Origin of the sequence: Paenibacillus sp. UNC451MF, assembly GCF_000686845.1 — a bacterium.
Lineage (GTDB): Bacteria > Bacillota > Bacilli > Paenibacillales > NBRC-103111 > Paenibacillus_S.
Genome location: NZ_JMLS01000026.1, coordinates 38,011 through 58,813, shown reverse-complemented (window position 1 = coordinate 58,813; position 20,803 = coordinate 38,011). Strand labels below are relative to the sequence as shown.

20 protein-coding genes and 1 other annotated feature are annotated in these 20,803 nt (G+C 46.1%); of the genes, 1 reads left to right on the top strand and 19 read right to left on the bottom strand.

What is annotated here, in order from left to right; genetic code table 11:
- Positions 1–22: 22 nt before the first annotated feature.
- The 4 genes from BP97_RS0124275 to leuB form a co-directional block, all read right to left on the bottom strand.
- On the bottom strand, positions 23–748 hold the full coding sequence (locus tag BP97_RS0124275; RefSeq protein WP_028551452.1) for a bactofilin family protein: 726 nt from the start codon (positions 746–748) through the stop codon (positions 23–25).
- A gap of 308 nt (positions 749–1,056) precedes the next feature.
- Positions 1,057–1,440, bottom strand: coding sequence for a glycine cleavage system protein GcvH (gene gcvH, locus BP97_RS0124270; protein ID WP_028551451.1), 384 nt, complete (start codon positions 1,438–1,440; stop codon positions 1,057–1,059).
- A gap of 104 nt (positions 1,441–1,544) precedes the next feature.
- Positions 1,545–2,093: a peroxiredoxin gene (locus BP97_RS0124265; RefSeq protein WP_028551450.1), complete on the bottom strand. Its 549-nt coding sequence runs from the start codon at positions 2,091–2,093 to the stop codon at positions 1,545–1,547.
- A gap of 283 nt (positions 2,094–2,376) precedes the next feature.
- Positions 2,377–3,456 carry a 3-isopropylmalate dehydrogenase gene (gene leuB, locus BP97_RS0124260; RefSeq protein WP_028551449.1) on the bottom strand — a complete coding sequence of 360 codons (1,080 nt, stop codon included), beginning with the start codon at positions 3,454–3,456 and terminating at the stop codon, positions 2,377–2,379.
- Between the two features lie 228 nt (positions 3,457–3,684).
- On the opposite strand from leuB, the gene BP97_RS0124255 reads away from it, so the two are divergent.
- Positions 3,685–4,869 carry an aminotransferase-like domain-containing protein gene (locus BP97_RS0124255; RefSeq protein ID WP_028551448.1) on the top strand — a complete coding sequence of 395 codons (1,185 nt, stop codon included), beginning with the start codon at positions 3,685–3,687 and terminating at the stop codon, positions 4,867–4,869.
- Positions 4,870–4,984: 115 nt separating this feature from the next.
- Here BP97_RS0124255 and BP97_RS41460 read toward each other — a convergent pair whose 3' ends face one another.
- The 15 genes from BP97_RS41460 to BP97_RS0124180 all read right to left on the bottom strand — a co-directional run bounded on the left by BP97_RS41460 (position 4,985) and on the right by BP97_RS0124180 (position 20,789).
- A complete protein-coding gene (locus tag BP97_RS41460; RefSeq protein WP_269321925.1) occupies positions 4,985–5,119 on the bottom strand; it encodes a hypothetical protein in 135 nt (44 codons plus the stop codon).
- A gap of 186 nt (positions 5,120–5,305) precedes the next feature.
- Positions 5,306–6,856, bottom strand: coding sequence for a 2-isopropylmalate synthase (locus tag BP97_RS0124245; protein ID WP_028551447.1), 1,551 nt, complete (start codon positions 6,854–6,856; stop codon positions 5,306–5,308).
- Positions 6,857–7,056: 200 nt separating this feature from the next.
- Entirely contained in the window at positions 7,057–8,049 is a 993-nt protein-coding gene (gene ilvC / locus BP97_RS0124240) for a ketol-acid reductoisomerase (protein WP_028551446.1), read from the bottom strand.
- 184 nt (positions 8,050–8,233) lie between these two features.
- Positions 8,234–8,722, bottom strand: a complete 489-nt coding sequence (gene ilvN / locus BP97_RS0124235) for an acetolactate synthase small subunit (RefSeq protein ID WP_028551445.1) — start codon at positions 8,720–8,722, stop codon at positions 8,234–8,236.
- Complete coding sequence (ilvB, locus tag BP97_RS0124230) at positions 8,719–10,461, bottom strand: biosynthetic-type acetolactate synthase large subunit (RefSeq protein WP_028551444.1); 1,743 nt, start codon at positions 10,459–10,461, stop codon at positions 8,719–8,721. Before ilvB ends, ilvN begins: the two co-directional genes overlap by 4 nt.
- A gap of 495 nt (positions 10,462–10,956) precedes the next feature.
- A complete protein-coding gene (locus tag BP97_RS0124225) occupies positions 10,957–11,343 on the bottom strand; it encodes a GtrA family protein (RefSeq protein ID WP_028551443.1) in 387 nt (128 codons plus the stop codon).
- The gene (locus BP97_RS37270; RefSeq protein WP_051620928.1) at positions 11,343–12,320 is read right to left on the bottom strand and encodes a glycosyltransferase family 2 protein; all 978 of its coding nucleotides are present in this window, start codon (positions 12,318–12,320) and stop codon (positions 11,343–11,345) included. The genes BP97_RS0124225 and BP97_RS37270 overlap by 1 nt, the downstream gene beginning before the upstream one ends.
- Positions 12,307–13,911 carry an ArnT family glycosyltransferase gene (locus BP97_RS0124215; RefSeq protein WP_028551442.1) on the bottom strand — a complete coding sequence of 535 codons (1,605 nt, stop codon included), beginning with the start codon at positions 13,909–13,911 and terminating at the stop codon, positions 12,307–12,309. Before BP97_RS0124215 ends, BP97_RS37270 begins: the two co-directional genes overlap by 14 nt.
- 28 nt (positions 13,912–13,939) lie before the next feature.
- Entirely contained in the window at positions 13,940–16,273 is a 2,334-nt protein-coding gene (locus BP97_RS0124210; protein ID WP_028551441.1) for a cyclic di-GMP-binding domain-containing protein, MshE-related, read from the bottom strand.
- Positions 16,249–16,479, bottom strand: coding sequence for a hypothetical protein (locus tag BP97_RS0124205; RefSeq protein ID WP_028551440.1), 231 nt, complete (start codon positions 16,477–16,479; stop codon positions 16,249–16,251). The genes BP97_RS0124210 and BP97_RS0124205 overlap by 25 nt, the downstream gene beginning before the upstream one ends.
- Positions 16,480–16,485: 6 nt before the next feature.
- On the bottom strand, positions 16,486–17,817 hold the full coding sequence (locus tag BP97_RS0124200; protein ID WP_028551439.1) for a sugar phosphate nucleotidyltransferase: 1,332 nt from the start codon (positions 17,815–17,817) through the stop codon (positions 16,486–16,488).
- Between the two features lie 253 nt (positions 17,818–18,070).
- A complete protein-coding gene (rplT, locus tag BP97_RS0124195) occupies positions 18,071–18,430 on the bottom strand; it encodes a 50S ribosomal protein L20 (protein ID WP_028551438.1) in 360 nt (119 codons plus the stop codon).
- Positions 18,431–18,471: 41 nt separating this feature from the next.
- Positions 18,472–18,675 (bottom strand): 50S ribosomal protein L35, encoded by a 204-nt coding sequence (gene rpmI / locus BP97_RS0124190; protein ID WP_028551437.1) that lies wholly within the window; start codon positions 18,673–18,675, stop codon positions 18,472–18,474.
- A gap of 22 nt (positions 18,676–18,697) precedes the next feature.
- Positions 18,698–19,213 carry a translation initiation factor IF-3 gene (gene infC / locus BP97_RS0124185; RefSeq protein ID WP_036746454.1) on the bottom strand — a complete coding sequence of 172 codons (516 nt, stop codon included), beginning with the start codon at positions 19,211–19,213 and terminating at the stop codon, positions 18,698–18,700.
- 148 nt (positions 19,214–19,361) lie between these two features.
- Positions 19,362–19,500: a sequence feature (ribosomal protein L20 leader region), on the bottom strand.
- A 53-nt stretch (positions 19,501–19,553) separates the two neighbouring features.
- Positions 19,554–20,789 carry a glycosyltransferase family 2 protein gene (locus tag BP97_RS0124180; RefSeq protein WP_028551435.1) on the bottom strand — a complete coding sequence of 412 codons (1,236 nt, stop codon included), beginning with the start codon at positions 20,787–20,789 and terminating at the stop codon, positions 19,554–19,556.
- Positions 20,790–20,803 lie beyond the last annotated feature (14 nt).

Sequence of the window (20,803 nt, the reverse complement as noted above, 5' to 3'; positions counted from 1 at the left end):
TAGGCTTTGAGGAACCATTCCATTATATTTGCTTGGCATCCTGAATCTTCGCGCTCTTATCGGGATGAAAAGCTTGCTTGTACTCGACTCTGTCGATGATACAACCCGGGCCTATCGTAATGCGGCTGCCGCGCACCATTTTGGCTGTCGTATACTCCAATTCAATCTCGTCACCCTCGATAGTATCGACTGTCAGCTGCTTAGCTACGAATTTAGGCAGAAAAGGGTTCAGCAGCGACTTCAGTCCGCTCCTGCGTACCGTAATCTTCTCTCCGCCAATCTCTTGAGCACGGCAAGGACCGTACATCGTAATATCGACATTGCCGGCATTCAATAACCCGCCGATTTGGAAAACTCCCTGCACCGTAAATGTCTCCGCTTCGCTGTCCCCGTCTATATGAAAGCCTCCCTCGACACGAACATGGTCACCTGTTACGCTTCCCTTAACACGGGTTGAGCCGCTGCATTCCAGCTCTCCATAAGTGAGGTCACCGTCAACCTTGACTTCACCGCTGACCTTGAACTTCTCTACCTCCACATTCCCGTCAATATGGCAAGACCCGCTAATAGCAGCAGCTTTAGCATACAAATGTCCCTTTACTCCACCCTTACCATTGATCTCGAAATCCATGCAATCTGTATCGCTCAATAGGTTGCCAAAGCCATCAATCTTGACGTTCCGGAAGCTGCCACCTCCAGAGGATCCGCTGCCCGCAATAACCAAATCCTGCTCTTTGTGCTGTTCCATCCGATTCCCTCCATCATTGAATATTCCTATTATTTCAATATTATCGCTATCTCATTATGCTGCTTATGCAACGAAACAATGTTTCGATATTCTGAATTCAAGTTTATATGAGCTTCGATTATTAGATTGAGAAAGCTTGATATTAGATGTAACAATAAATATAACCCATCAATGTTTTAAGTGTAACATAACACTGTTACGTTGTAAATATGAGGTGCTTCCATTACATATAAATAGGCATCCACACAAAATGAAAAAGCTCTCCTCATCCCTAAGCCGAAGCGTTAGTTGAGGAGAGCTTGCTGTTTTTATTCGTGTCCATAGGTTGCTTCGTATTTGGCAGCATCCCATAGGTTGTCTAGCTCCGCGGGATCTGCAACTTCCACCACAATCATCCATCCACCCTCATACGGAGATAGATTGATAACGCCCGGATTATCCTGCAGCTTACGGTTAATATCGATCACTTTGCCTGATACCGGAGCATACATCTCGGATACCGTCTTCACGGATTCCATGCTGCCGAACGGTTCGCCTGCTTTCAATGTATCACCGACCTCTGGGAGCTCAGCAAATACTATCATTCCAAGCTCTTCTTGGGCAAAATCGGTCATCCCGATAACGGCTCGATTGCCTTCTATACGAACCCATTCATGATTTTCGCTGTATTTCAAGTTATCCAATACTTCCACTTGCCACGTCCTCCTGTCTTACAAATAAAAATCCCTCTAGCTGCAGTATAGCAGACCAGAGGGATTTTTTGAAATAGGAAGTCCAAGAACCGAATGATCGGATATTATTTCGCAACCAGGTGCTTGTCGCCTTTTTTCCAGTTCATTGGGCACAGACCGCCGGATTGCAATGCTTCCAGCACGCGGAAAGTTTCTTCTACGCTGCGGCCTACATCGTTGTGGTTGACCACTTGATATTTCAATTCGCCTTCTGGATTGATGATGAACAAACCACGAAGCGCGATACCTTCTTCTTCGATCAAAACGCCATAATCGCGAGCTACTTTTTTAGTCAAGTCGGAACCCAATGGGAAGTTCAGCTTGCCCAAGCCGTTAGCATCAACTGCAGTGTTGATCCATGCACGGTGGGAATGAATGCTGTCCGTGGATACGCCAAGAACATCAGCGTTCAGCTTTTGGAAATCAGCATATGCTTCGCTCAAAGCAGTGATTTCTGTTGGGCATACAAAAGTAAAATCTAGTGGATAGAAGAACAATACCAACCATTTACCTTTGTAATCGGACAAAGATACTTTACCAAAATCTTGGCCGTTACCTGCTGCTGTTTCCATTGTGAAATCTGGAGCTTGTTTACCTACCAAACGTTCTGCCATCTGATAATGTCCTCCCTTAGTGCTTGTATTTTACATGTAAAATCGTAACATCCGCCATAATGAATGTCAAGATTAAAATAATTACTAATTAATAATCATTATAATTTGTCACAAATTCATAAGCCGTATTTAGCCTCATGAGCAATGAAGACCCTTAACCATCCCCTGCAGATGGAAGAGTCTTCACTGTGATGAAACTATTCGAATGCAAACCTCGGTAACAAGTCCACAGCGGAATCGTCATCCGATTCTAGGGCTTGTCCACCGAGTGCTTTACAATCTCTTATTTACGGATAGCATTAACGATCAGATCGCCCATAGCTGTAGTTCCGATAGCCTTGCTCTTGTCTACTGCGATATCGCCTGTGCGATGTCCTGCGTCAAGAACTTCTTTCACTGCACGCTCAATAGCTTCTGCAGCATCGTGATAGCCGAAAGTCAAACGGAACATCAAAGCTACGGAAAGAATCGTTGCGATTGGATTCGCTACGCCTTGGCCAGCGATATCAGGAGCGGAACCGTGTACCGGCTCGTACAATCCGAATGAGCCTTCGCCAAGAGATGCGGAGGACAGCATGCCGATAGATCCAGTCAACATGGCAGCTTCATCACTCAAGATATCTCCGAACATATTCTCAGTTACGATAACATCAAAGCTGGATGGACGACGCAGCAATTGCATAGCGCAGTTGTCGACCAATACGTGCTCCAGTTCAACATCCGGATAGTCAGGAGCGATGCGGTTAACTGTTTCTCTCCACAGACGGGAAGTTTCAAGAACGTTCGCTTTGTCTACGGAAGCCAGCTTTTTGCTGCGTGTTTGTGCAATTTCAAAAGCTTGACGCACGATGCGCTCAATTTCTTGCACGTTATATGCGCAAGTATCTACCGCTTCTTGTCCGTTTGCGCTCTCGCGACGGAATTTCTCACCGAAGTAAATACCGCCTGTCAATTCACGAACAACGATCAGGTCAGTACCTTCCAATACTTCCGGCTTCAATGTGGAAGCATCTTTCAAGCAGTCAAAAATAACCGCTGGACGAATGTTGGAGAATAAGCCCAACGCTTTACGGATTCCAAGAAGTCCGGTTTCTGGACGAAGCTCTTTGGAGTTGTTGTCCCATTTAGGTCCGCCTACTGCACCTAACAGTACAGCGTCGGAATTTTTACACATATCTAACGTTTCTTGAGGAAGCGGAGTACCTTTCTCATCAATAGCGATTCCGCCGAACAAGCCATGCTCAGTTTCAAAACGGTATCCGAAAACCTCTTCTGTCTTTTTCAATACTTTTTCTGCTTCAGCTACAACCTCGGGTCCGATACCGTCCCCTGCGATTACAGCGATTTTTTTAACGTCTGCCATTAGGTTCACTCCTACACTTTAAGTATTATATTCTTTGTACCATATTTAGCCCCCTATGACAAAGATATAAAAGCTATCATCGTAATAGGAATTACCTATAGTTGAAATTCTAGTTCATCGCTAGTTGCTAATAGCAGTCCCTATTCGTCAAAAAGTGTTGTCATACAACTTCCAAAGGATTACAATACATAAAAATATTAAAATGTCATTGGGCAAAGGAGCTTATGTATGCATTATCGATTCTCCGATACAACGGAAAGCTTCAAATCTTCGGCCGTTAGGGAAATTTTGAAACTGACTCAAGGCAAGTCTATCATTTCCCTCGCCGGAGGACTCCCTAACGAGCAGTATTTTCCCATTGCGGCGGTAAGGGAAGCTTTCTCACGCGTGTTTGACGAAGGAAAGCAAGTACTGCAGTACGGCTTAACCGAAGGCTTCACCCCACTTCGAGAAAGTATTAGCCAGCACTTGAAGCGCAAGCAGATTCACGTCGGCATCGATGACATGCTGCTCACGACAGGCTCCCAGCAAGCAATAGACCTATTAACACGAGTTTATGTTGACCCAGGCGACGTTATCTTAGTAGAGCGTCCAACATATCTGGCTGCTCTTCAAATCTTCCAATCCCGTAAGGCGCGCATCGTCTCCGTCGATTGTGACGCGGATGGTATGAATCTATCCGATCTTGAACATAAAATTCAACAATATAATCCCAAACTGATCTACGTGATCCCTACGTTCTCCAATCCATCAGGTAAAGCTTGGAGCTTGGAACGTCGAAAAAGCACTCTGGACATTTGCAAACGAAGCAATGTCCTCATTCTTGAAGACGACCCTTATGGTGAATTGCGTTTTGGCGGTGGCGATGCCTTGCCTTCGCTCTTCTCTTTGGACGAGCATCCGAACGGCTGCGTTGTGTATACAAGCACGTTCTCCAAAATCGTAGCTCCCGCTCTTCGTACAGGCTGGGCTATCGGGGATCCTTCAGTAATCCGTCACATGACGCGAGCGAAGCAGGCTGCCGACCTGCACTCGAGCTCCATGGACCAGCAAGCGCTGCACCAGCTGTTCTTGAATTTCGATATTTACGGGCACATCGATCTGGTACGCAGCGAATACGAGAAACGGATGCGTCAAATGGTAGAGCTGCTGGAGCAGCAAAATTGGCCTGACACCCACTGGATTGAACCTAAAGGCGGCATGTTCATCTGGCTGGAGCTTCCCGAACACATAAATACGGAGCAGCTGCTGAAGCTGGCCGTAGAAGAAGAGGTAGCCTTCGTGCCCGGTGTCAGCTTCTACGCCGATGAGCCTCAGCACAATACCATGCGTTTGAATTTCACTCACACGGATACCGAACAGATGATCGAAGGAATCGAGCGTTTGAACCGTGCGATTCGTAAAGTACTGTAATCCACAGCCCATCCCCATGTAGCGGCAGCCCTCCAGTTATATCTGGAGGGCTGTTTTTCCTATTTTTAAATGCTGCATCTTAAAAGCATATTTCAAGAAGGCTCTCTTTGTTTAATTAGATGAGACATGATCTTAAGATGATAACCAACAAGATGAACAGTACCAGGATAACACCCGTGCTAGTAAAGACACCGCCTACTCCTGTTCCTACGCCGCAACCGCAACCTACTCCTCCTAAACCGAATCCCATAGCTCCCATCCTCCCTTCTTAAGGAACTGATGTATCTTATGACAAATGGCTAAGGAACGAGTGGGCTTTTAGAGGAATAGGGCATCTCCCTAGGTAGGACATCTATACGGCATGCCAAAACACCCCTTATTCAATGCCCGGAGGCAAAGCATAGGGGTGTATCAGCCTTACTTATTCAAAACGTGTTTAGATCAAAGACACATTATCCCGTTTGCTGCGGGCAGGCGCTTTCCGTTTATCGATCAACCGGTTAACGGCATCAATATAAGCCTTAGCGCTCGCTTCCAGGATGTCCGTGCTGACGCCGCGGCCCTGAACGGAGTAATCTCCTTGACGCATAACAACGTGAACTTCACCAAGGGCATCCTTGCCCTGGGTAACCGATTTGATCGAGTAGTCTTCCAGCTCAACCTCTTCTTTAGTCACTTTATCAATCGCGTTGAAAATCGCATCGACAGAGCCGTTGCCTACAGCGGCTTCTTCCGCAGAACCACCTTCGATCACTTTTACACGAATCGTGGCGGTAGGAACGGATTGATTTCCGTAGGACAGCTGGAGATTATCGAGCACGAATACTTCCGGCGTTTCGATCAGCTTTTCTTCGATCAGCGCGCGGATATCCTCATCGCTAACGTCCTTCTTCTTATCAGCCAGATCTTTGAACTTGGCGAAAGCTGCGTTCACCTGCTCATCGCCCAATTCATAACCGAGATCGATCAGTTTCTCGCGGAACGCATGACGTCCGGAATGCTTACCCATAACAAGTTTGCTTTCCTTCAACCCGATCGTTTCTGGCGACATGATTTCATAGGTTGTTTTTTCCTTAAGCATGCCATCCTGGTGGATACCGGATTCATGCGCGAAGGCATTCGCCCCTACAATCGCTTTATTGCCTGGTACGACCATACCTGTTAGCTTGCTGACCAAACGGCTTGTACGAGCAATCTCATTCAGTACGAGCGATGTCTTAGCTTGGAAAAACTCCTGACGCGTTTCAAGAGCCATAGCCACTTCCTCAAGCGAAGTGTTACCCGCTCTTTCACCGATACCATTGATGGTTCCCTCGATTTGGTCTGCACCGTTCAATACGGCCGCAAGCGCATTAGCTGTTGCCATTCCCAAATCGTCATGACAATGTGCGCTCAACTGGATTTTCTCGATGCCCGGCACATTCTCTTTCAACGTTTTGAAAATATTGCCGTATTCATACGGCGTCAAGTAGCCTACTGTATCCGGGATGTTGACCACAGTAGCTCCCGCACGAATAGCCATTGCCGTCACTTCACAAAGGAAATCCAGCTCGGTACGTCCAGCATCCTCCGGCGAGAACTCGACTTTGTCGAAATACTTTCTTGCATAACGGATAGCCGCTTCAGCCGTTTCCAGCACTTGATGCTTCTCCATGCGCAGCTTGTGCTTGCGGTGGATCGGCGATGTAGCCAGGAACAAATGCACACATGGATCCTGTGCGCCTTTTAATGCTTCATGCACAGCATCCAGATCCTGCTCCCTAGAACGAGCCAAGCCGATTATGGAAGCATTTTTAACCGCTCTTGCTACTGCATTCACACCTGCCAAGTCCCCAGGAGACGCCGCAGGAAATCCCGCTTCGATACGGTCGATGCCGAGCTTTTCCAATTGCAGAGCGATTTCAACTTTCTCCTGCATGTTCAAGTTCACGCCTGGCGATTGCTCGCCGTCCCGCAGTGTTGTATCGAAAATATAAATTTTTCTCATGAGCCTAATCACCTCTTAGGAGTTTTCGCAAGAAAACGGTCTTTGTCGCTATTTCGTGGTCTTACATACAAAGTCTCTCTAAGCAGAAAGAGGTACAGCTCGAAGGTGAGAAAACCGGAGGACACTCCACCGCCTATATTCCCCATTGTCTTCAAGCCGACCTCATTCATACTGTATATATTACACGTAACGAATATTAATTACTTTTTGATCCAGTGCATCATTTCACGCAGCTGGGAACCTACTTGCTCCAACGGATGCTCGGATTCCAAACGGCGAGTAGCTGTCAAGAAAGCACGGCCGGATTGGTTTTCCAAGATGAAGTCGCGAGCGAATTTACCTTGTTGGATATCGGAAAGCACTTCTTTCATTGCTTTCTTAGTTTCTTCAGTGATGATGCGAGGACCTGTTACATAGTCGCCGTATTCAGCTGTGTTGGAGATGGAATGTCTCATAGTAGCCAATCCGCCTTCATACATCAGGTCAACGATCAATTTCAACTCATGCAAGCACTCGAAGTATGCCATTTCAGGAGCATAACCAGCTTCAACCAGAGTTTCGAAGCCTGCTTTAACCAATGCGGATGCACCACCGCAAAGAACTGCTTGCTCACCGAACAGGTCAGTTTCTGTTTCTTCACGGAACGTTGTTTCGATAACGCCTGCGCGTGTGCAGCCGATACCTTTAGCATAAGCCAAGCCGATTTCTTGAGCTTTGCCAGTTGCGTTTTGGTGGATAGCGATCAAGCCAGGTACGCCAAAGCCTTCAACGTATACACGGCGAACCATGTGACCTGGGGATTTTGGAGCTACCAGCAATACGTCTTTGTCGGAAGACGGGTTGATTTGACCAAAGTGAACGTTGAAACCGTGGGAGAACATGATCGTTGCGCCTTGTTTCAGGTTCGGTTCGATTTCGTTATGGTATACGCTTGCTTGCGTCTCATCCGGCATAAGGATTTGAACCACATCAGCCAATTTTGTTGCTTCAGCAACGGAGAATACTTCGAAGCCGTCGTTTTTGGCTTGCTCGAAGGATTTACCTTGACGAAGACCAACGATAACTTTCAGACCGCTATCACGCAAGTTTTGCGCTTGTGCATGTCCTTGGCTTCCGTAACCGATAATTGCGATTGTTTTACCTTTAAGTACGTTCAGATCAGCATCTTTTTCATAATAAGTTGTAACTGCCATGGATAATAGCTCCTCCTTTTGTTTAAAAACCCTGTGAGTGGGCGATACAGCGGACGACAATGAGAGTTCAGTTAGGGTGGAATCAACTGCAATGATTTCAAGCCCTAAAGTGATCCGCTCTAGCCCCCACTCACAAGGATATTGTATCTTTATTAATCGTTATCTTACAACATAGAAATAATGACTATTTTACCGACCCGCGAATCATAGCGGTAGCACCGGTTCTGGACAGCTCACGAATACCGTATGGCTTAAGCAGCTCGACCATAGCATCGATTTTCTCGGAATCCCCAACCACTTGAACGATCAGAGAGGATGGACCAATATCGACAACCGCAGCACGGAACGTTTCTACAACGCCTAGAATCTCAGGACGCGCGCTAGGCTCCGCACTTACCTTAATCAAGGCAAGCTCGCGTGCAACCATCGGATTGGCGCTCAGGTCAACTACTTTAATGACATCGATCAGCTTATACAGCTGCTTGGACACTTGCTCCAGCGTCTTTTCGTCGCCTGTGGTTACGATAACCATACGGGACAAGCCCGCTTCTTCAGATTCCCCAACCGTGATGCTTTCGATATTAAAGCCTCTGCGTCCGAACAAGCCGGATACACGCTGCAGGACGCCGGGTTGGTTATTCACTAGTACGGAAATGGTATGTTTGTAATTCATTCCGAATCCCCCATTATCATTTCATCTATCGTCGAGCCCTGTGTAACCATCGGGTACACGTTCTCACCTTTACGGACTACGAATTCGACGAGTACCGGACCCGGGGTGTCCAGAGCTTCCTGCCAAGCGCGGCGAGCTTCTTCTTTGTTCGTCGCTCTCAAGCCTTTTACACCGTAGGCTTCAGCCAGCTTGACGAAGTCAGGGCTTCCTGCCAGGTCGATATGGCTGTAACGATTGTCATAGATGATTTCCTGCCATTGACGAACCATACCCAACACTTGGTTGTTGATAACGGCAATTTTGACAGGAATGTTGTTGATTGCACAAATGGCCAGCTCCTGCGAGCACATTTGCATACCGCCGTCACCATTGATCGATACGACCAAACGATCCGGATGAGCTACCTGCGCACCGATTGCAGACGGGAAGCCAAAACCCATCGTGCCCAGTCCACCGGAGGTGATAAAAGAACGCGGGTGGTTGAATTTATAATATTGGGCAGCCCACATTTGATGTTGACCTACGTCTGTCGATACGATCGCTTCGCCCTTCGTTGTTTCATGAATCATTTCAATAACATGCTGCGGCTTCAATTCCGTATCGGAATCTTTGTAGCGCAATGGACGATTTTTCACGTTTTCTTGAACTACCTTGATCCATGCTTCTGAATTGGAAGGCTTCGCTTTTTGCAGCGCCATTTGCAGAACAGCCTTAACATCGCCTACGCATGGAATCGTTGCTTCCACGATTTTTCCGATTTCCGCAGGATCGACGTCGATGTGAACGATTTTCTTCGCTTGCGGAGCGAAGCCATCCACTTTCATGGTTACCCTGTCGTCAAAACGGGCGCCGATGCTGATAAGCAAATCGCAATTTTGCAAAGCCTGGTTTGCCGCGTAGGCTCCGTGCATCCCCGGCATACCGATCCACAGCTCGTGTGCACTTGGGAACCCACCCAATCCGAGCAGCGTCGTCGTTACTGGGATCCGGGTTTTCTCTGCAAACGCCAGCAGTTCTTCGGATGCGTTCGAGTAGACAACACCGCCGCCGGCCAGAATGACTGGACGTTCGGATTCGGAGATAGCCTCCAGCATACGATCTACCTGCAGCTTATTAGGCTGAATGGTTGGATTGTAGCCGCGAATCTCTACCTTTTCCGGATAGTAGAAAGATGCTTTGTCATTCGATACATCCTTCGGAATATCGATCAATACTGGACCTTTACGTCCTGTAGAAGCAATATGGAAAGCTTCCTTGATAATACGAGGCAAATCATTCACGTCCCGCACCAGGTAGCTGTGCTTCGTAATTGGCATTGTGATGCCCGTAATGTCAGCCTCCTGGAATGCATCGGTCCCGATGACCGACGTCGCTACGTTCCCTGTAATGACAACCAATGGCACTGAGTCCATATAAGCGGTGGCAATCCCGGTAACGAGGTTAGTAGCCCCTGGACCGGAAGTGGCGATACAGACACCAACTTTTCCTGTGGAACGGGCGTATCCGTCAGCCGCGTGAATAGCTCCTTGCTCATGGCGTGTCAGAAGGTGTTTGAAATCCTTGTTTCCATGCATAGCATCGTAAATATATAAAACCGCCCCGCCTGGGTAACCAAAGACGCAATCTACGTCCTCCAGCAGCAAACTACGCAGTAACATTTCCGACCCTGTAATAACATCCGGCTGCAGCAGCTCTTTCCGTAATTGTTCTTTTGACTTTTGAGTGGTTTGAACGATCATGATTTTTTCCTCCTCTCGAAAAATGAGAAAACGTCTACGACGTTATTCGTGATGTACGACCGCAATGACGGTTATTTTTCAATGCAAAAAAACCCTATCATCCCAAACGCCGACAAAGAGCGTCTGAAGGGACGAAAGGGGTTCTAATCTTCCGTGGTACCACCCAGAGTTTGTTATCTGCCTCACAGCAAATAACCTTAGCAGGTATGAAGCCATAATCAGCGACCATACCTTCAGCACGGTAACGTGTGCTATTCCGATTTCCCCTACTAGCTAAGCCAATCTAGCCGGCATACTTTTCAGGGAAACAGCTCCGAGGTGAGCTCGTACATAAGGGATTAAGGCATCGGTTCCAGCTTATCCTCTGCTCTCTGAACATAAGAGCCCTTATAACTTCGTCCTCATCATTGCCGTTTTCAGCAAAGTTGTACTTTTCAATCATTATATGCCGAAATATCTGAAGAGTCAAGTGGCATTCCCAAGCTATCATTCCCGTTAGGAGTGTGCCGATTTACGAAAGGTCCAATAGTAATTAAATATAAAATTGGATATAGGTACTGCGATCACAACAAAGCATTGACCTATCAAGTAATTCCAGTGCAGCCAATCTACTACGGTATACATAATTCCGCTGTTTAATAATAACCCAACCCCAGAAACCACCGAATATTTAACCAATGGTTTCCACCCTGAGGGAGAGTCTTGGAAGGTCCAATATTTGTTCAGCACATAAGATACCAGAAGAACGACTATAAAGCCGATTGCAGAAGCCCAGACCGGTTGAAATTGGACACCCTCCACTAACGCAACCAATACCGCAAAATGCAATACGGTCCCCAATAATCCGACTAAGCCATATTTCAATATCAATTTTATGTTCATTAGGTTCGGCTCACTTCAAACAAGGCTTCGGTCTCATTATTCATGCTATAAATTTTTTCACTGATAAGATAACGAGGTCTCCCCTTAACCTCATTATAGATCGAGGCTATATACTCCCCAATTATTCCTAACGAAATCATAATCACACTACCTATCACAAGAAGCAGCAAAATAACGGTCGTAAAACCGGTCACTGCATTACCGAGAAATTTTTGAAATAAGGTTTGAATCCCTAAGATTACAGCTCCTAGCAAAAAGATGGCACCAAATATACTAACAAAACGAAGCGGTATGGAAGAGAAGGCCACTACAGCATTAACAGCCAGCTTCAATAGATTTGCAAAGCTCCATTGACTATTACCGTCCACCCGATCCGCAACCTCGAAATCAATTTGCGCCTTATCGAATCCTAGCCATGCAACCATCCCTCTAAAGAAGGTGTTTCTCTCCGGCATTTCTCTCCATGCCCGCACCACTTTCTGGTCCAATAATTTATAATCGGACGCACCTCGTAATTCATATCCTGAAAGCTTATTAAGGATGGTGTAAAACATAGAAGAGCCTATCGCTTTATCCAGCGTTTCATTTCCGCGATTTCGCTTGACGCACTCTACAATATCTTTTCCCTCTTCACGCCATAAACGGATCATCTGCTGCAAGAGCTCGGGGGGATGCTGCATATCTGAATCCATAATAATAACTGCTTTGCCACGAGCGTGCTCTAACCCCGCACACATTGCCAGTTCCTTACCGAAGTTTCGGCTAAGCCGCAATGCATAAAAATGATCCGAATGCTCTCCGAATTGGACCAACTGTTCCCAAGTACAGTCCTTTGAACCGTCGTCTATGATCATAATCTCATAAGAAGAAGTCATTCGGCTGATTTCTTTTTCAATCCGAAGTAAAGACTGATAAATATGAACCTCCTCATTATAAACGGGAATAATTACAGATATTTCAGGCTCAATGCTGTTCATTTGGGCTCCCCCCGTCCAACGTACGGATTACCTTGTACAATCTCCATTTTCCCCCGAATTCCTTATAAAGCTCGCACCACGGAGCACCTTTATCATAAAGCTGATATTTTTGGTTATCGATGCTGTCAGCAGAGCTTTTATCCGGCTTGGGACTAAGAATGAAATCAACGCCGCTCCCTACCGGGTCTTCCAGCGATTCATGAAATTCGAAGTCACTCGTAATAAGATACTTTTCGGGATGTTGGCTGTTCAGGATAACGGAATAGGCGGAGTAAGAGTCCATCAAGATGTTGTACCCAGCCAGCTCTGTATCCAAGTAATGCGCTATCTCCTTCTCAACCGTTTGAGAAACTGCATAGTGCTTGGCTTGTATAAATTTATTCTCATCCGGTGCAATTTGCGGATTCATCAAAGCGGATGTGAGGAGAACACAAGTTGCTGCCATACCCGAAATGACAATACTGTAATTGAAAAACGTCTTTTTCACGCGAGCCAGCTCATAGGGCAGCCAGGCCACCGTAATAGGTAATACATACATAAAATAACGGAACCAACCGTAAGAGGTGCCCTTTAATAGCATTAACCATTGAAGTGTGATGATAGAGATAAATAGCAGCACCAAGACGAGAAAATCCCAAAAAAACCAACGTCGATTCCAAATTCTAAGCAGGATGATACTGACGAGAGGAATAGAGTAGTAGGCTGTTTTTTTCAACACAAACCAACTCGCGGAAATTGGATTTCCAATCATCTCGGCGAATTTCTCTTCAGACGCCAGCTGCTGAGCCTGAGCTACATTAGAATAATCTCCATTTAGGAAAAACAAAGGATTTCCCATAATTAAGTAGTTAAACCATATCCACAGCAAACCGGAGAACACTATCGGAGAAAGCAGCAGCACCCACGTTCCCTCAACATGAAAATATTTATAGCTAAGCTTGTGCTTGGGTAGTTGTTCCCTATCTGCGCCATACCGCGGTATCAGAAAAACAATAATAATCACAGCCAAGCCCATTGCAGCTCCAAGCGGCACGGCTTCGTATCTAGTCCAGAAGGCTAAAGCAAGCGCGAAGCTAACTTTTATAAGACTTCTGACATTTCGACTCCTTATCCAGTGACTCAAATGGACCACAGAATACATGATAAAGAATATAAAAGGCGCATCGCTCATCCCGTTAGCTCCAAATAAGAACATGAACGGATTACAGCTGAATAAGAGACTGAATACTATCGCAAACCAGCCTGGCAAACCAAAGCTTATAGCCGCACGGGCCAGCATAGCCGCAGTCATCCCTGCAAAAAGACTGCTCATAATCACTCCTGCCACCCCTGAAGATGCAAGTGCAGGAAACCACCGATACGGCAGCAGAAAAATCAGATCTACCAAGCTTGGAAGCGGAGTCCATACAAAGCCGATGGCACCTAAGTGAGGATCTCGGCTAAACAAGACATAGAATGCATTAGCGACACGGCTCATAGCGTCAGAATGGACATAGCCAATGGTATGGCTAACATAGAACCCTACTGCAAATTCAAGTCCAAATAGAAGGAGGAATAATGCCCAATACATACTTCGATGAAGCTTGACCATCTACACTCCCCTCCTACCTTGAACATTGTTATTTAGAGACTGTTGTTTGTTTGTTAAGTCCGTGAGTTGTCTTCTCCCAATAAAACGGCTTTGTAATCAACTGCCAAGCTGCTTTTATCGCCGCAATACTCATCAACACCCAATAGATAGGAGTAAGAAGGGCATGCTTGACAAAACGATAAGAAAAAACATGTTCATTCTTTCTTTCCAGCTGATCGATGACCCAGTAGACTCCTGCCACATTACTGAACACAAACAAGAAGTTACCAATCAAAAACTCTACTGCTGCCAAATAATAAATAAATCCCGGGAAAAACTGCGGAATCCAAGCAGCCTTCCAGCCATACCAAAGCACGATCATCACCCAAAATACCGGATTTAGGAGCGGCAGCATCGGAGTCGCCAGGACCATAACTTGAAAGCCCATAAACCCTTTGAATCCGAGCTCCCGATACAATCTCAACGGATTACGCATATGAACGAGCCATGTTTGCATATAGCCTTTGATCCATCGTGACCGTTGACGTATCCAGTTCCCGACCCGGCTGTTGGCTTCTTCCCATGTCCGAGAATCAACAATGGCAGTTGTATACCCCGATTTGTACAGTCGAATGCCCAAGTCGGCATCCTCAGTAACATTGTATGGGTCCCATGCATTAATTTCTTTTAGCACCGACATTTTAAAATGATTGGACGTTCCTCCAAGAGGAATCGGGATGTCCAACTGCATAACGCCAGGCAGCAGCAGCTCAAACCACATGCTGTATTCATGGGTAAACCAGCGCGTAAGCAGGTTTTGCTCACTGTTGAAGTAATTCAGCTTCGCTTGAATACAGGCGCAATGCTCCGGGTTTTCCATAAATGCCGCATGCACCTTTTTGAGCTGATCGGAATCCGGCCTGTCCTCCGCGTCATAAATGACGACGTATTCCCCACGTGCACGTATAAGCCCATAATTGCAAGCCTTTGGCTTCGTCTTAGGCAAGCTATGAGGTACCACAATGGTCGTGTAATAGGCAGGCAGCTTCATTTCCTTTAACAGCTCCTGAGCCTCGATATCATCCTCTTCGATAAGAAGTCTCACATCCAGCTTGGCCTTCGGATAGTCCAACTGCTCGATATTGTTAAGCAAATGTGGAATAATATGACTTTCCTTATACATAGGGACGAGAATCGTATACATCGGCAGCGTTCTCTCGTCAATCTCGTCAATTTGTTCCTGAGTAAAGCGAATTTGCGCACGATCCCGCGTGCCGTACATAATAATCATGAACTTGAATAAGGTCATAGAGAAATAAAAGATTTGTACCGCAATATTGATAACAATCAACGTATGAAACCAATCCAGCCCCAGGCTGATCAAAAGTAAAAACAACCCGATCCCAGCTGCAACTAGCTGTGCGTTGGTAAATGTGACATGAGCCGAATTTTGCGGCTGCTCGATCACCAGCTTCTGTGTGCTTTCTGCCATTAGCTCTGTCGGGTAAATTTCCTTCCAAAAAAATTCCATTTCTTCGCGTGTCGCTAAAACTTGTTCGATGGGAAGTCCCAGCCACGTTTCCAAGGTGCTGCGCGACTCTTCCGTCAGCGGCCCCCCAACAGCAACCAAGTATCGATGAGGGTTCTGATTAATAACGACTGCGTCATGCTGCCGCGCCATGGATTCCGGCAGCTTGTTTACCATATCAAATTCGAATTCCGTACCAATTCGTCCAATGTTGTTTTGCGTGGCGATATGGCGGTAGAGCCTCTCCGGTTCGATGTAGCGTAAGGACATAAGAATATCCCCCAGCAAGCCGCCGCTTTTGCGCTGAAAATCCAATGCTTGGTTGAGCTGCGCTTGGGTAATAGCGCCTGTTTCCACTAACATATCGCCCAGACGGCCTTTATGCGATTGGCGGTTCATGATGGCTGTAATATGTTCCTTGTCAGCAAAGCCCATTTCGGCAACAATATCGCCCAGTCTGCCGCCTAATTTACGCTGCTCTTCTATAGCTGCCGCTAACTGCTGTTCGGTGATTAGCCTTTCCTCGACAAGCAAATCGCCAAGCCTCATTCTAGGCTTGCTCACTTGCTCCTCCAGTAAAGGCTTGAAGCCTTCTTGATTAAGAATCGATAGCTTTTGCTCAATCAAGGCTTCAACATACTGTTCTTTGGCGTCGCATTCCCTTTGCAGCAGTTCTATTTGCTTACGAAGCTCAGCTAGTTGTCGCTGATTCGACATACCCCTATTTTCAATGAGATCTTGTTTGTTCCTTATGCGTTCTTCCAGCTGTGTCGCATACTTATCGGTCAAGCCTCTGCGGAGTCCGAACCAAGCGAGACCGAATGATCGAGTTAATTCCGGTTTCTTTGAATCCATTGCTTCAAGCCCGTTTCCAATTGGTCTAATTCATCTATTTTATGCCTGAGGGCAGTTAGCTCGCCAAGCAGCTCCGCTTCCTTCTGCTTATACATCGCCTCTTCCTCTCTAAGCTGCTCGTCCAACAGCGCCTCTTTGGCCTCTAATGCCGAAAAATAACGTTCTACTTTGCGGGGATTGTACCCTAACAGCGATTTTTCCCTCACAATTCGTCACTCCCTTTGTGAGCTGTAATCATCTTTAACAATTTCTATTACATAGACTGTCTCCATAGCCTGAAGCACTGCTGTATCTCTGTGATTCAATATGATGGTGCCCCCAGTAGGTAAAGTGAAGGGCTCATCGTTTTTAATTATTCGTGAGCTTCCGCTCACAATCGTCCAGGTGACAGTCTGTTTGTATTCGTCAGCGGGCTTTAATCGCTTCATTTCCATTCCCACTTTTAAGCAAATACGCCGAGTGGTAACTACGATCCCATCTTCAAGGACGCATTGGTCTATATCACGCGATTGTGAAACAGAATCGGTTTCGCTTTCCCTCGCTGTCTTCCGCAATTGGCTCAATGCATCTTTAAGCTGTCCATCTTCTCCTTTATGCGTGATCAAGATCCCCTCACGGCTGGCAGCAACAATAACATCAGTTAACCCCAATACAACAACAGGAGCATCCAGTTCATTAATAATATGAACACGGCTGCAGCTATTGCTGATTAAGCCATTGCCAGTCAATGCCTCACTGATCTCTTCTGTCAATGAGCTCCATGTTCCAAGATCCTTCCACGGCCCTTCATAAACGAGCGCTGTGATGCGTTGTTCCCGCTCCACAACTGCATAATCGAAGCTTCGGCTTTCCAATTCCGAATAAGCAAGGAGAAGCTCTTCATATGTATCCGGCAGCTTCATACGCTTCAGGATATCGAGCAGGAAGCCAGCCTTAAAACAAAACACACCACAATTCCATAGAGCGCCAAGCTCTATATACTTCGCTGCATCGCTTGCTGAGGGCTTCTCATAAAACCGACGAACAGCTACTGTCTGCCCTCCAAGACTCCCAGCCTCAGGCAGCATATAACCATATTTCTCAGACGGCATGGTAGGCTTGACTCCCATTAGGGCAATATTGGCACCGGAGCTTTCCAGAACCTCCGGCAGCTTAATTAAAGCATCATAGAAGGAATCCTCTACTTGCCCGTCAACAGGCAACACAATCACTGTCTCATCATGGGAAATTCCACGATGGGTGTATAAATAAGCAACCGACAACAAGATGGCGGGAAACGTGTCCCGTTTGGTCGGCTCTAATACAAGATCAACATGACGACCAAGCTGCTCGCGTATATGTTCCCTCTGGCTTACAGCCGCACCAATGATGGCATCACGGTGCAGATGACGACTTTCCAGCTGGCTCCATACTTTTTGCAGCATGGATACCGGCTCGGTCTGATGAGGTTCGTTGAACAACTTAATAAACTGCTTTGGACGTTGTTCGTTGGATAAAGGCCATAATCGTATCCCAGACCCTCCAGAGAGCAATACAAGCTTCATAGGTATCACCCAATCTCTTTTTCAAAGTGACAATTTCTTCTCATTATCGACGTCTCACTACGTTAAAATGTTCCATTAATGAGACAAAAGTCCTATTGATAATATTTATAATAACACAAAAAAGTTTTAAAATAATTAAGTAAATATTAGTTATTAGTTAGGGATTAATAATATTTACCCAATTTAAAAGAAAACAAAAAAATCGCTTGCCCACTGAACATGTCAGGGGAAGCGATTTTTTATCGTACTATATTTATGCGTTCACTTTTTGCTTAGCTGCAGTAGCCAAGTCGTTAAACGCGTTAATGTCGTTTACAGCCAGATCAGCCAAGATTTTGCGGTTAACTTCGATACCGGACAGCTTCAAGCCGTGCATGAATTTGCTGTAGGACAAACCGTTCATGCGAGCTGCAGCGTTGATACGAGTGATCCACAATTTGCGGAAGTCGCGTTTTTTCTGACGACGGTCACGGTATGCATACAGCAAGGATTTCATTACTTGTGCATTAGCTGTTTTAAATAAACGGTGTTTGGAACCGAAATAACCTTTAGCCAATTTCAAAATCTTTTTATGACGACGACGAGTTACGAACCCGCCCTTTACTCTTGCCATGATTCATTACCTCCAAAGTTTAAGTAGAATAAAATTACGAATTAACCTTTGATGTTAGCCAGTTGTTGCTTCAAGCGTCTTACGTCGCCTGCAGCCATAACCGGGTTAGTAGCCAAAACACGTTTTTGACGTGCGGATTTGCTGGACAACAGGTGGTTTTTGTAGGCTTTGTATCTTTTTACTTTGCCTGTACCTGTAATCTTGAAACGGCCTTTCAAGCTGCTATGTGTTTTCATTTTTGGCATGACGTGTAGTCCTCCTTATAAATTATACTTGCTGCTTCGGCGATAAAATCATGATCATGCTGCGGCCTTCCAGCTTCGGTCTGCGCTCAACGATGCACAGTTCCTCCACTTCGGCTGCCATCCGCTCAAGCACTTTTTGCCCAATGCTAGCATGGGCGATCTCACGACCGCGGAAACGGACGCTCAGCTTGACCTTGTCGCCATCATTCAAAAACTTCACGACGTTGCGCTGTTTCGTTTGAAAATCATGCTCATCGATCGTGGCACTCAGGCGAACTTCTTTAATTTCGATGACTTTCTGGTTCTTACGGGCTTCTTTTTCTTTCTTCTGCATTTCATAGCGGTACTTCCCGTAATCCATGATCCGGCACACCGGCGGCTTCGCCGTTGGGGCAACGTTAACCAAGTCTAAACTGGCATCCACAGCAATCTGAAGCGCTTCGCGAATCGGCTTGATCCCGAGTTGCTCTCCATCTGCACCGATCAGACGAACTTCCTTCGCCCGAATTTCATCGTTAATTAAATGCTCTGTACTAATAACCTGCCACCTCCATTAGGATTGTGAGATAAGCCTCTATCGAGATCTTTCAAAAATGACCGACCGCGTAGAGGTTGGTTTATTCGCCAATAGGAATGAGCATTCACTTTGCATATCGCTTAAGTATATTTGGTCATTCCTATGTGCTAAAAAAGAAAAGACGCGGGCGCAAAAGGCCCACGTCTGTTAAGGTTCAAGTGATCGACTTTATTCCACATTCACTTTAGCTTATTAACCAGCCAACCTCAAGTCGGTCAGGTGAGAAGCGGGCGCTTCTTCTTTTGCACTAAAGAATCATATCATATTCTGTATAGCAAGTCAACTATTCAATTCACATTGTTTAGCTGACCTGTTTGCTCTGAACATCTTCCAAGCGGATAACCCTTGTATGCTCAGTATGGCTCCATTGCTTGTTGTTTTGCGTGAAGAACGCATAAACCGTAATAGGCCACCAAGACAGCATAAATACAGGGAAGGTGATCAAGTAAAGCCATGTTTTCCAAGAAGCCTTCTCGATGATAAGCGCTAGCGGGAACAAGACATAGCTCACAATAGCTACAATCGTGAACAGGACCGGCGCATAATCGAACAGTGATCTTAGAGACGGAATGCCTGGCATCATCATATCAATCCATAATGCGATGGAAACTACAGATCCAATAAGAATTACATATACATTCAACGCGTACACTGCTGTATCAATTTTAGCCCAGCTAGCTTCCTTCAGTCCCTGCCAGAACAACGGGAAGAAATAGCGTCGAGCGACATCAAAGTGCCCCTGCATCCATCTCAAACGCTGTCTTGCGGATGCCTTGAAGGTCAAAGGCTTCTCGTCATACACCTTTGCATCATAATTAAACGTCGGGTTAATACCGCGTTGTACGCAGCGCATAGTAAACTCCAAGTCCTCAACCAAGCTTGTTGCACCCCAGCCGATTTCCTTCAGCAGATTGGTTTCAAAACACATCCCCGTTCCACCCAAGAAATTGGCCAAGCCCAGATTTTCGCGGGGCAGCTGCCACAAACGGTTACAGTACCAATAAGTTACCGCATAAGCTGCAGTAATCCAAGAGTCATTCGGATTTTTAGTATCCAAATAGGCTTGAATCACTCTGGAGCCATTACACAAATCATTGTTCATGTGTGTTAAGTAATCCGGATTCACCAGATTGTCTGCATCGAACATAACAACCGCATCGTAGCTGCGGGGCATTTTCCAAAGTTCCTTCAGCATCCATTCGATTGCAAATCCTTTGCCGCGAAGCTTAGGATTGTTGCGCTCGCAAGCATAAACGCCCATGCTACGGGCAATGTGTGCAGTTTTGTCTGTACAGTTATCGCAAATAACGAAAACATCGTACAACTCTTTCGGATAATCGAGGTTCTTCAGGTTATCAATCAGCGCACCGACTACTTGTTCTTCGTTATGTGCCGCAACCAGTATGGCAAAAGACTTTTGCGGCGCATGCTGCGCTTTAGGCTTGCGTCTGTACCAGCCAAAACACGTCAAAAAAAGCTGATAACCTCCGACCAACGCCAAGACAATCTGAATGCTTAGTATTACATTGTCCAGCATCATAAATCCCCCTT

Coding starts and splice junctions, on each gene's coding strand:
- BP97_RS0124275 (WP_028551452.1), bottom strand. CDS start 748: ATGGAACAGCACAAAGAGCAGGATTTGGTTATTGCGGGCAGCGGATCC.
- BP97_RS0124265 (WP_028551450.1), bottom strand. CDS start 2,093: ATGGCAGAACGTTTGGTAGGTAAACAAGCTCCAGATTTCACAATGGAA.
- leuB (WP_028551449.1), bottom strand. CDS start 3,456: ATGGCAGACGTTAAAAAAATCGCTGTAATCGCAGGGGACGGTATCGGA.
- BP97_RS0124255 (WP_028551448.1), top strand. CDS start 3,685: ATGCATTATCGATTCTCCGATACAACGGAAAGCTTCAAATCTTCGGCC.
- BP97_RS41460 (WP_269321925.1), bottom strand. CDS start 5,119: ATGGGATTCGGTTTAGGAGGAGTAGGTTGCGGTTGCGGCGTAGGAACA.
- BP97_RS0124245 (WP_028551447.1), bottom strand. CDS start 6,856: ATGAGAAAAATTTATATTTTCGATACAACACTGCGGGACGGCGAGCAA.
- ilvC (WP_028551446.1), bottom strand. CDS start 8,049: ATGGCAGTTACAACTTATTATGAAAAAGATGCTGATCTGAACGTACTT.
- ilvN (WP_028551445.1), bottom strand. CDS start 8,722: ATGAATTACAAACATACCATTTCCGTACTAGTGAATAACCAACCCGGC.
- ilvB (WP_028551444.1), bottom strand. CDS start 10,461: ATGATCGTTCAAACCACTCAAAAGTCAAAAGAACAATTACGGAAAGAG.
- BP97_RS0124225 (WP_028551443.1), bottom strand. CDS start 11,343: ATGAACATAAAATTGATATTGAAATATGGCTTAGTCGGATTATTGGGG.
- BP97_RS37270 (WP_051620928.1), bottom strand. CDS start 12,320: ATGAACAGCATTGAGCCTGAAATATCTGTAATTATTCCCGTTTATAAT.
- BP97_RS0124215 (WP_028551442.1), bottom strand. CDS start 13,911: ATGGTCAAGCTTCATCGAAGTATGTATTGGGCATTATTCCTCCTTCTA.
- BP97_RS0124210 (WP_028551441.1), bottom strand. CDS start 16,273: ATGGATTCAAAGAAACCGGAATTAACTCGATCATTCGGTCTCGCTTGG.
- BP97_RS0124200 (WP_028551439.1), bottom strand. CDS start 17,817: ATGAAGCTTGTATTGCTCTCTGGAGGGTCTGGGATACGATTATGGCCT.
- rplT (WP_028551438.1), bottom strand. CDS start 18,430: ATGGCAAGAGTAAAGGGCGGGTTCGTAACTCGTCGTCGTCATAAAAAG.
- rpmI (WP_028551437.1), bottom strand. CDS start 18,675: ATGCCAAAAATGAAAACACATAGCAGCTTGAAAGGCCGTTTCAAGATT.
- BP97_RS0124180 (WP_028551435.1), bottom strand. CDS start 20,789: ATGCTGGACAATGTAATACTAAGCATTCAGATTGTCTTGGCGTTGGTC.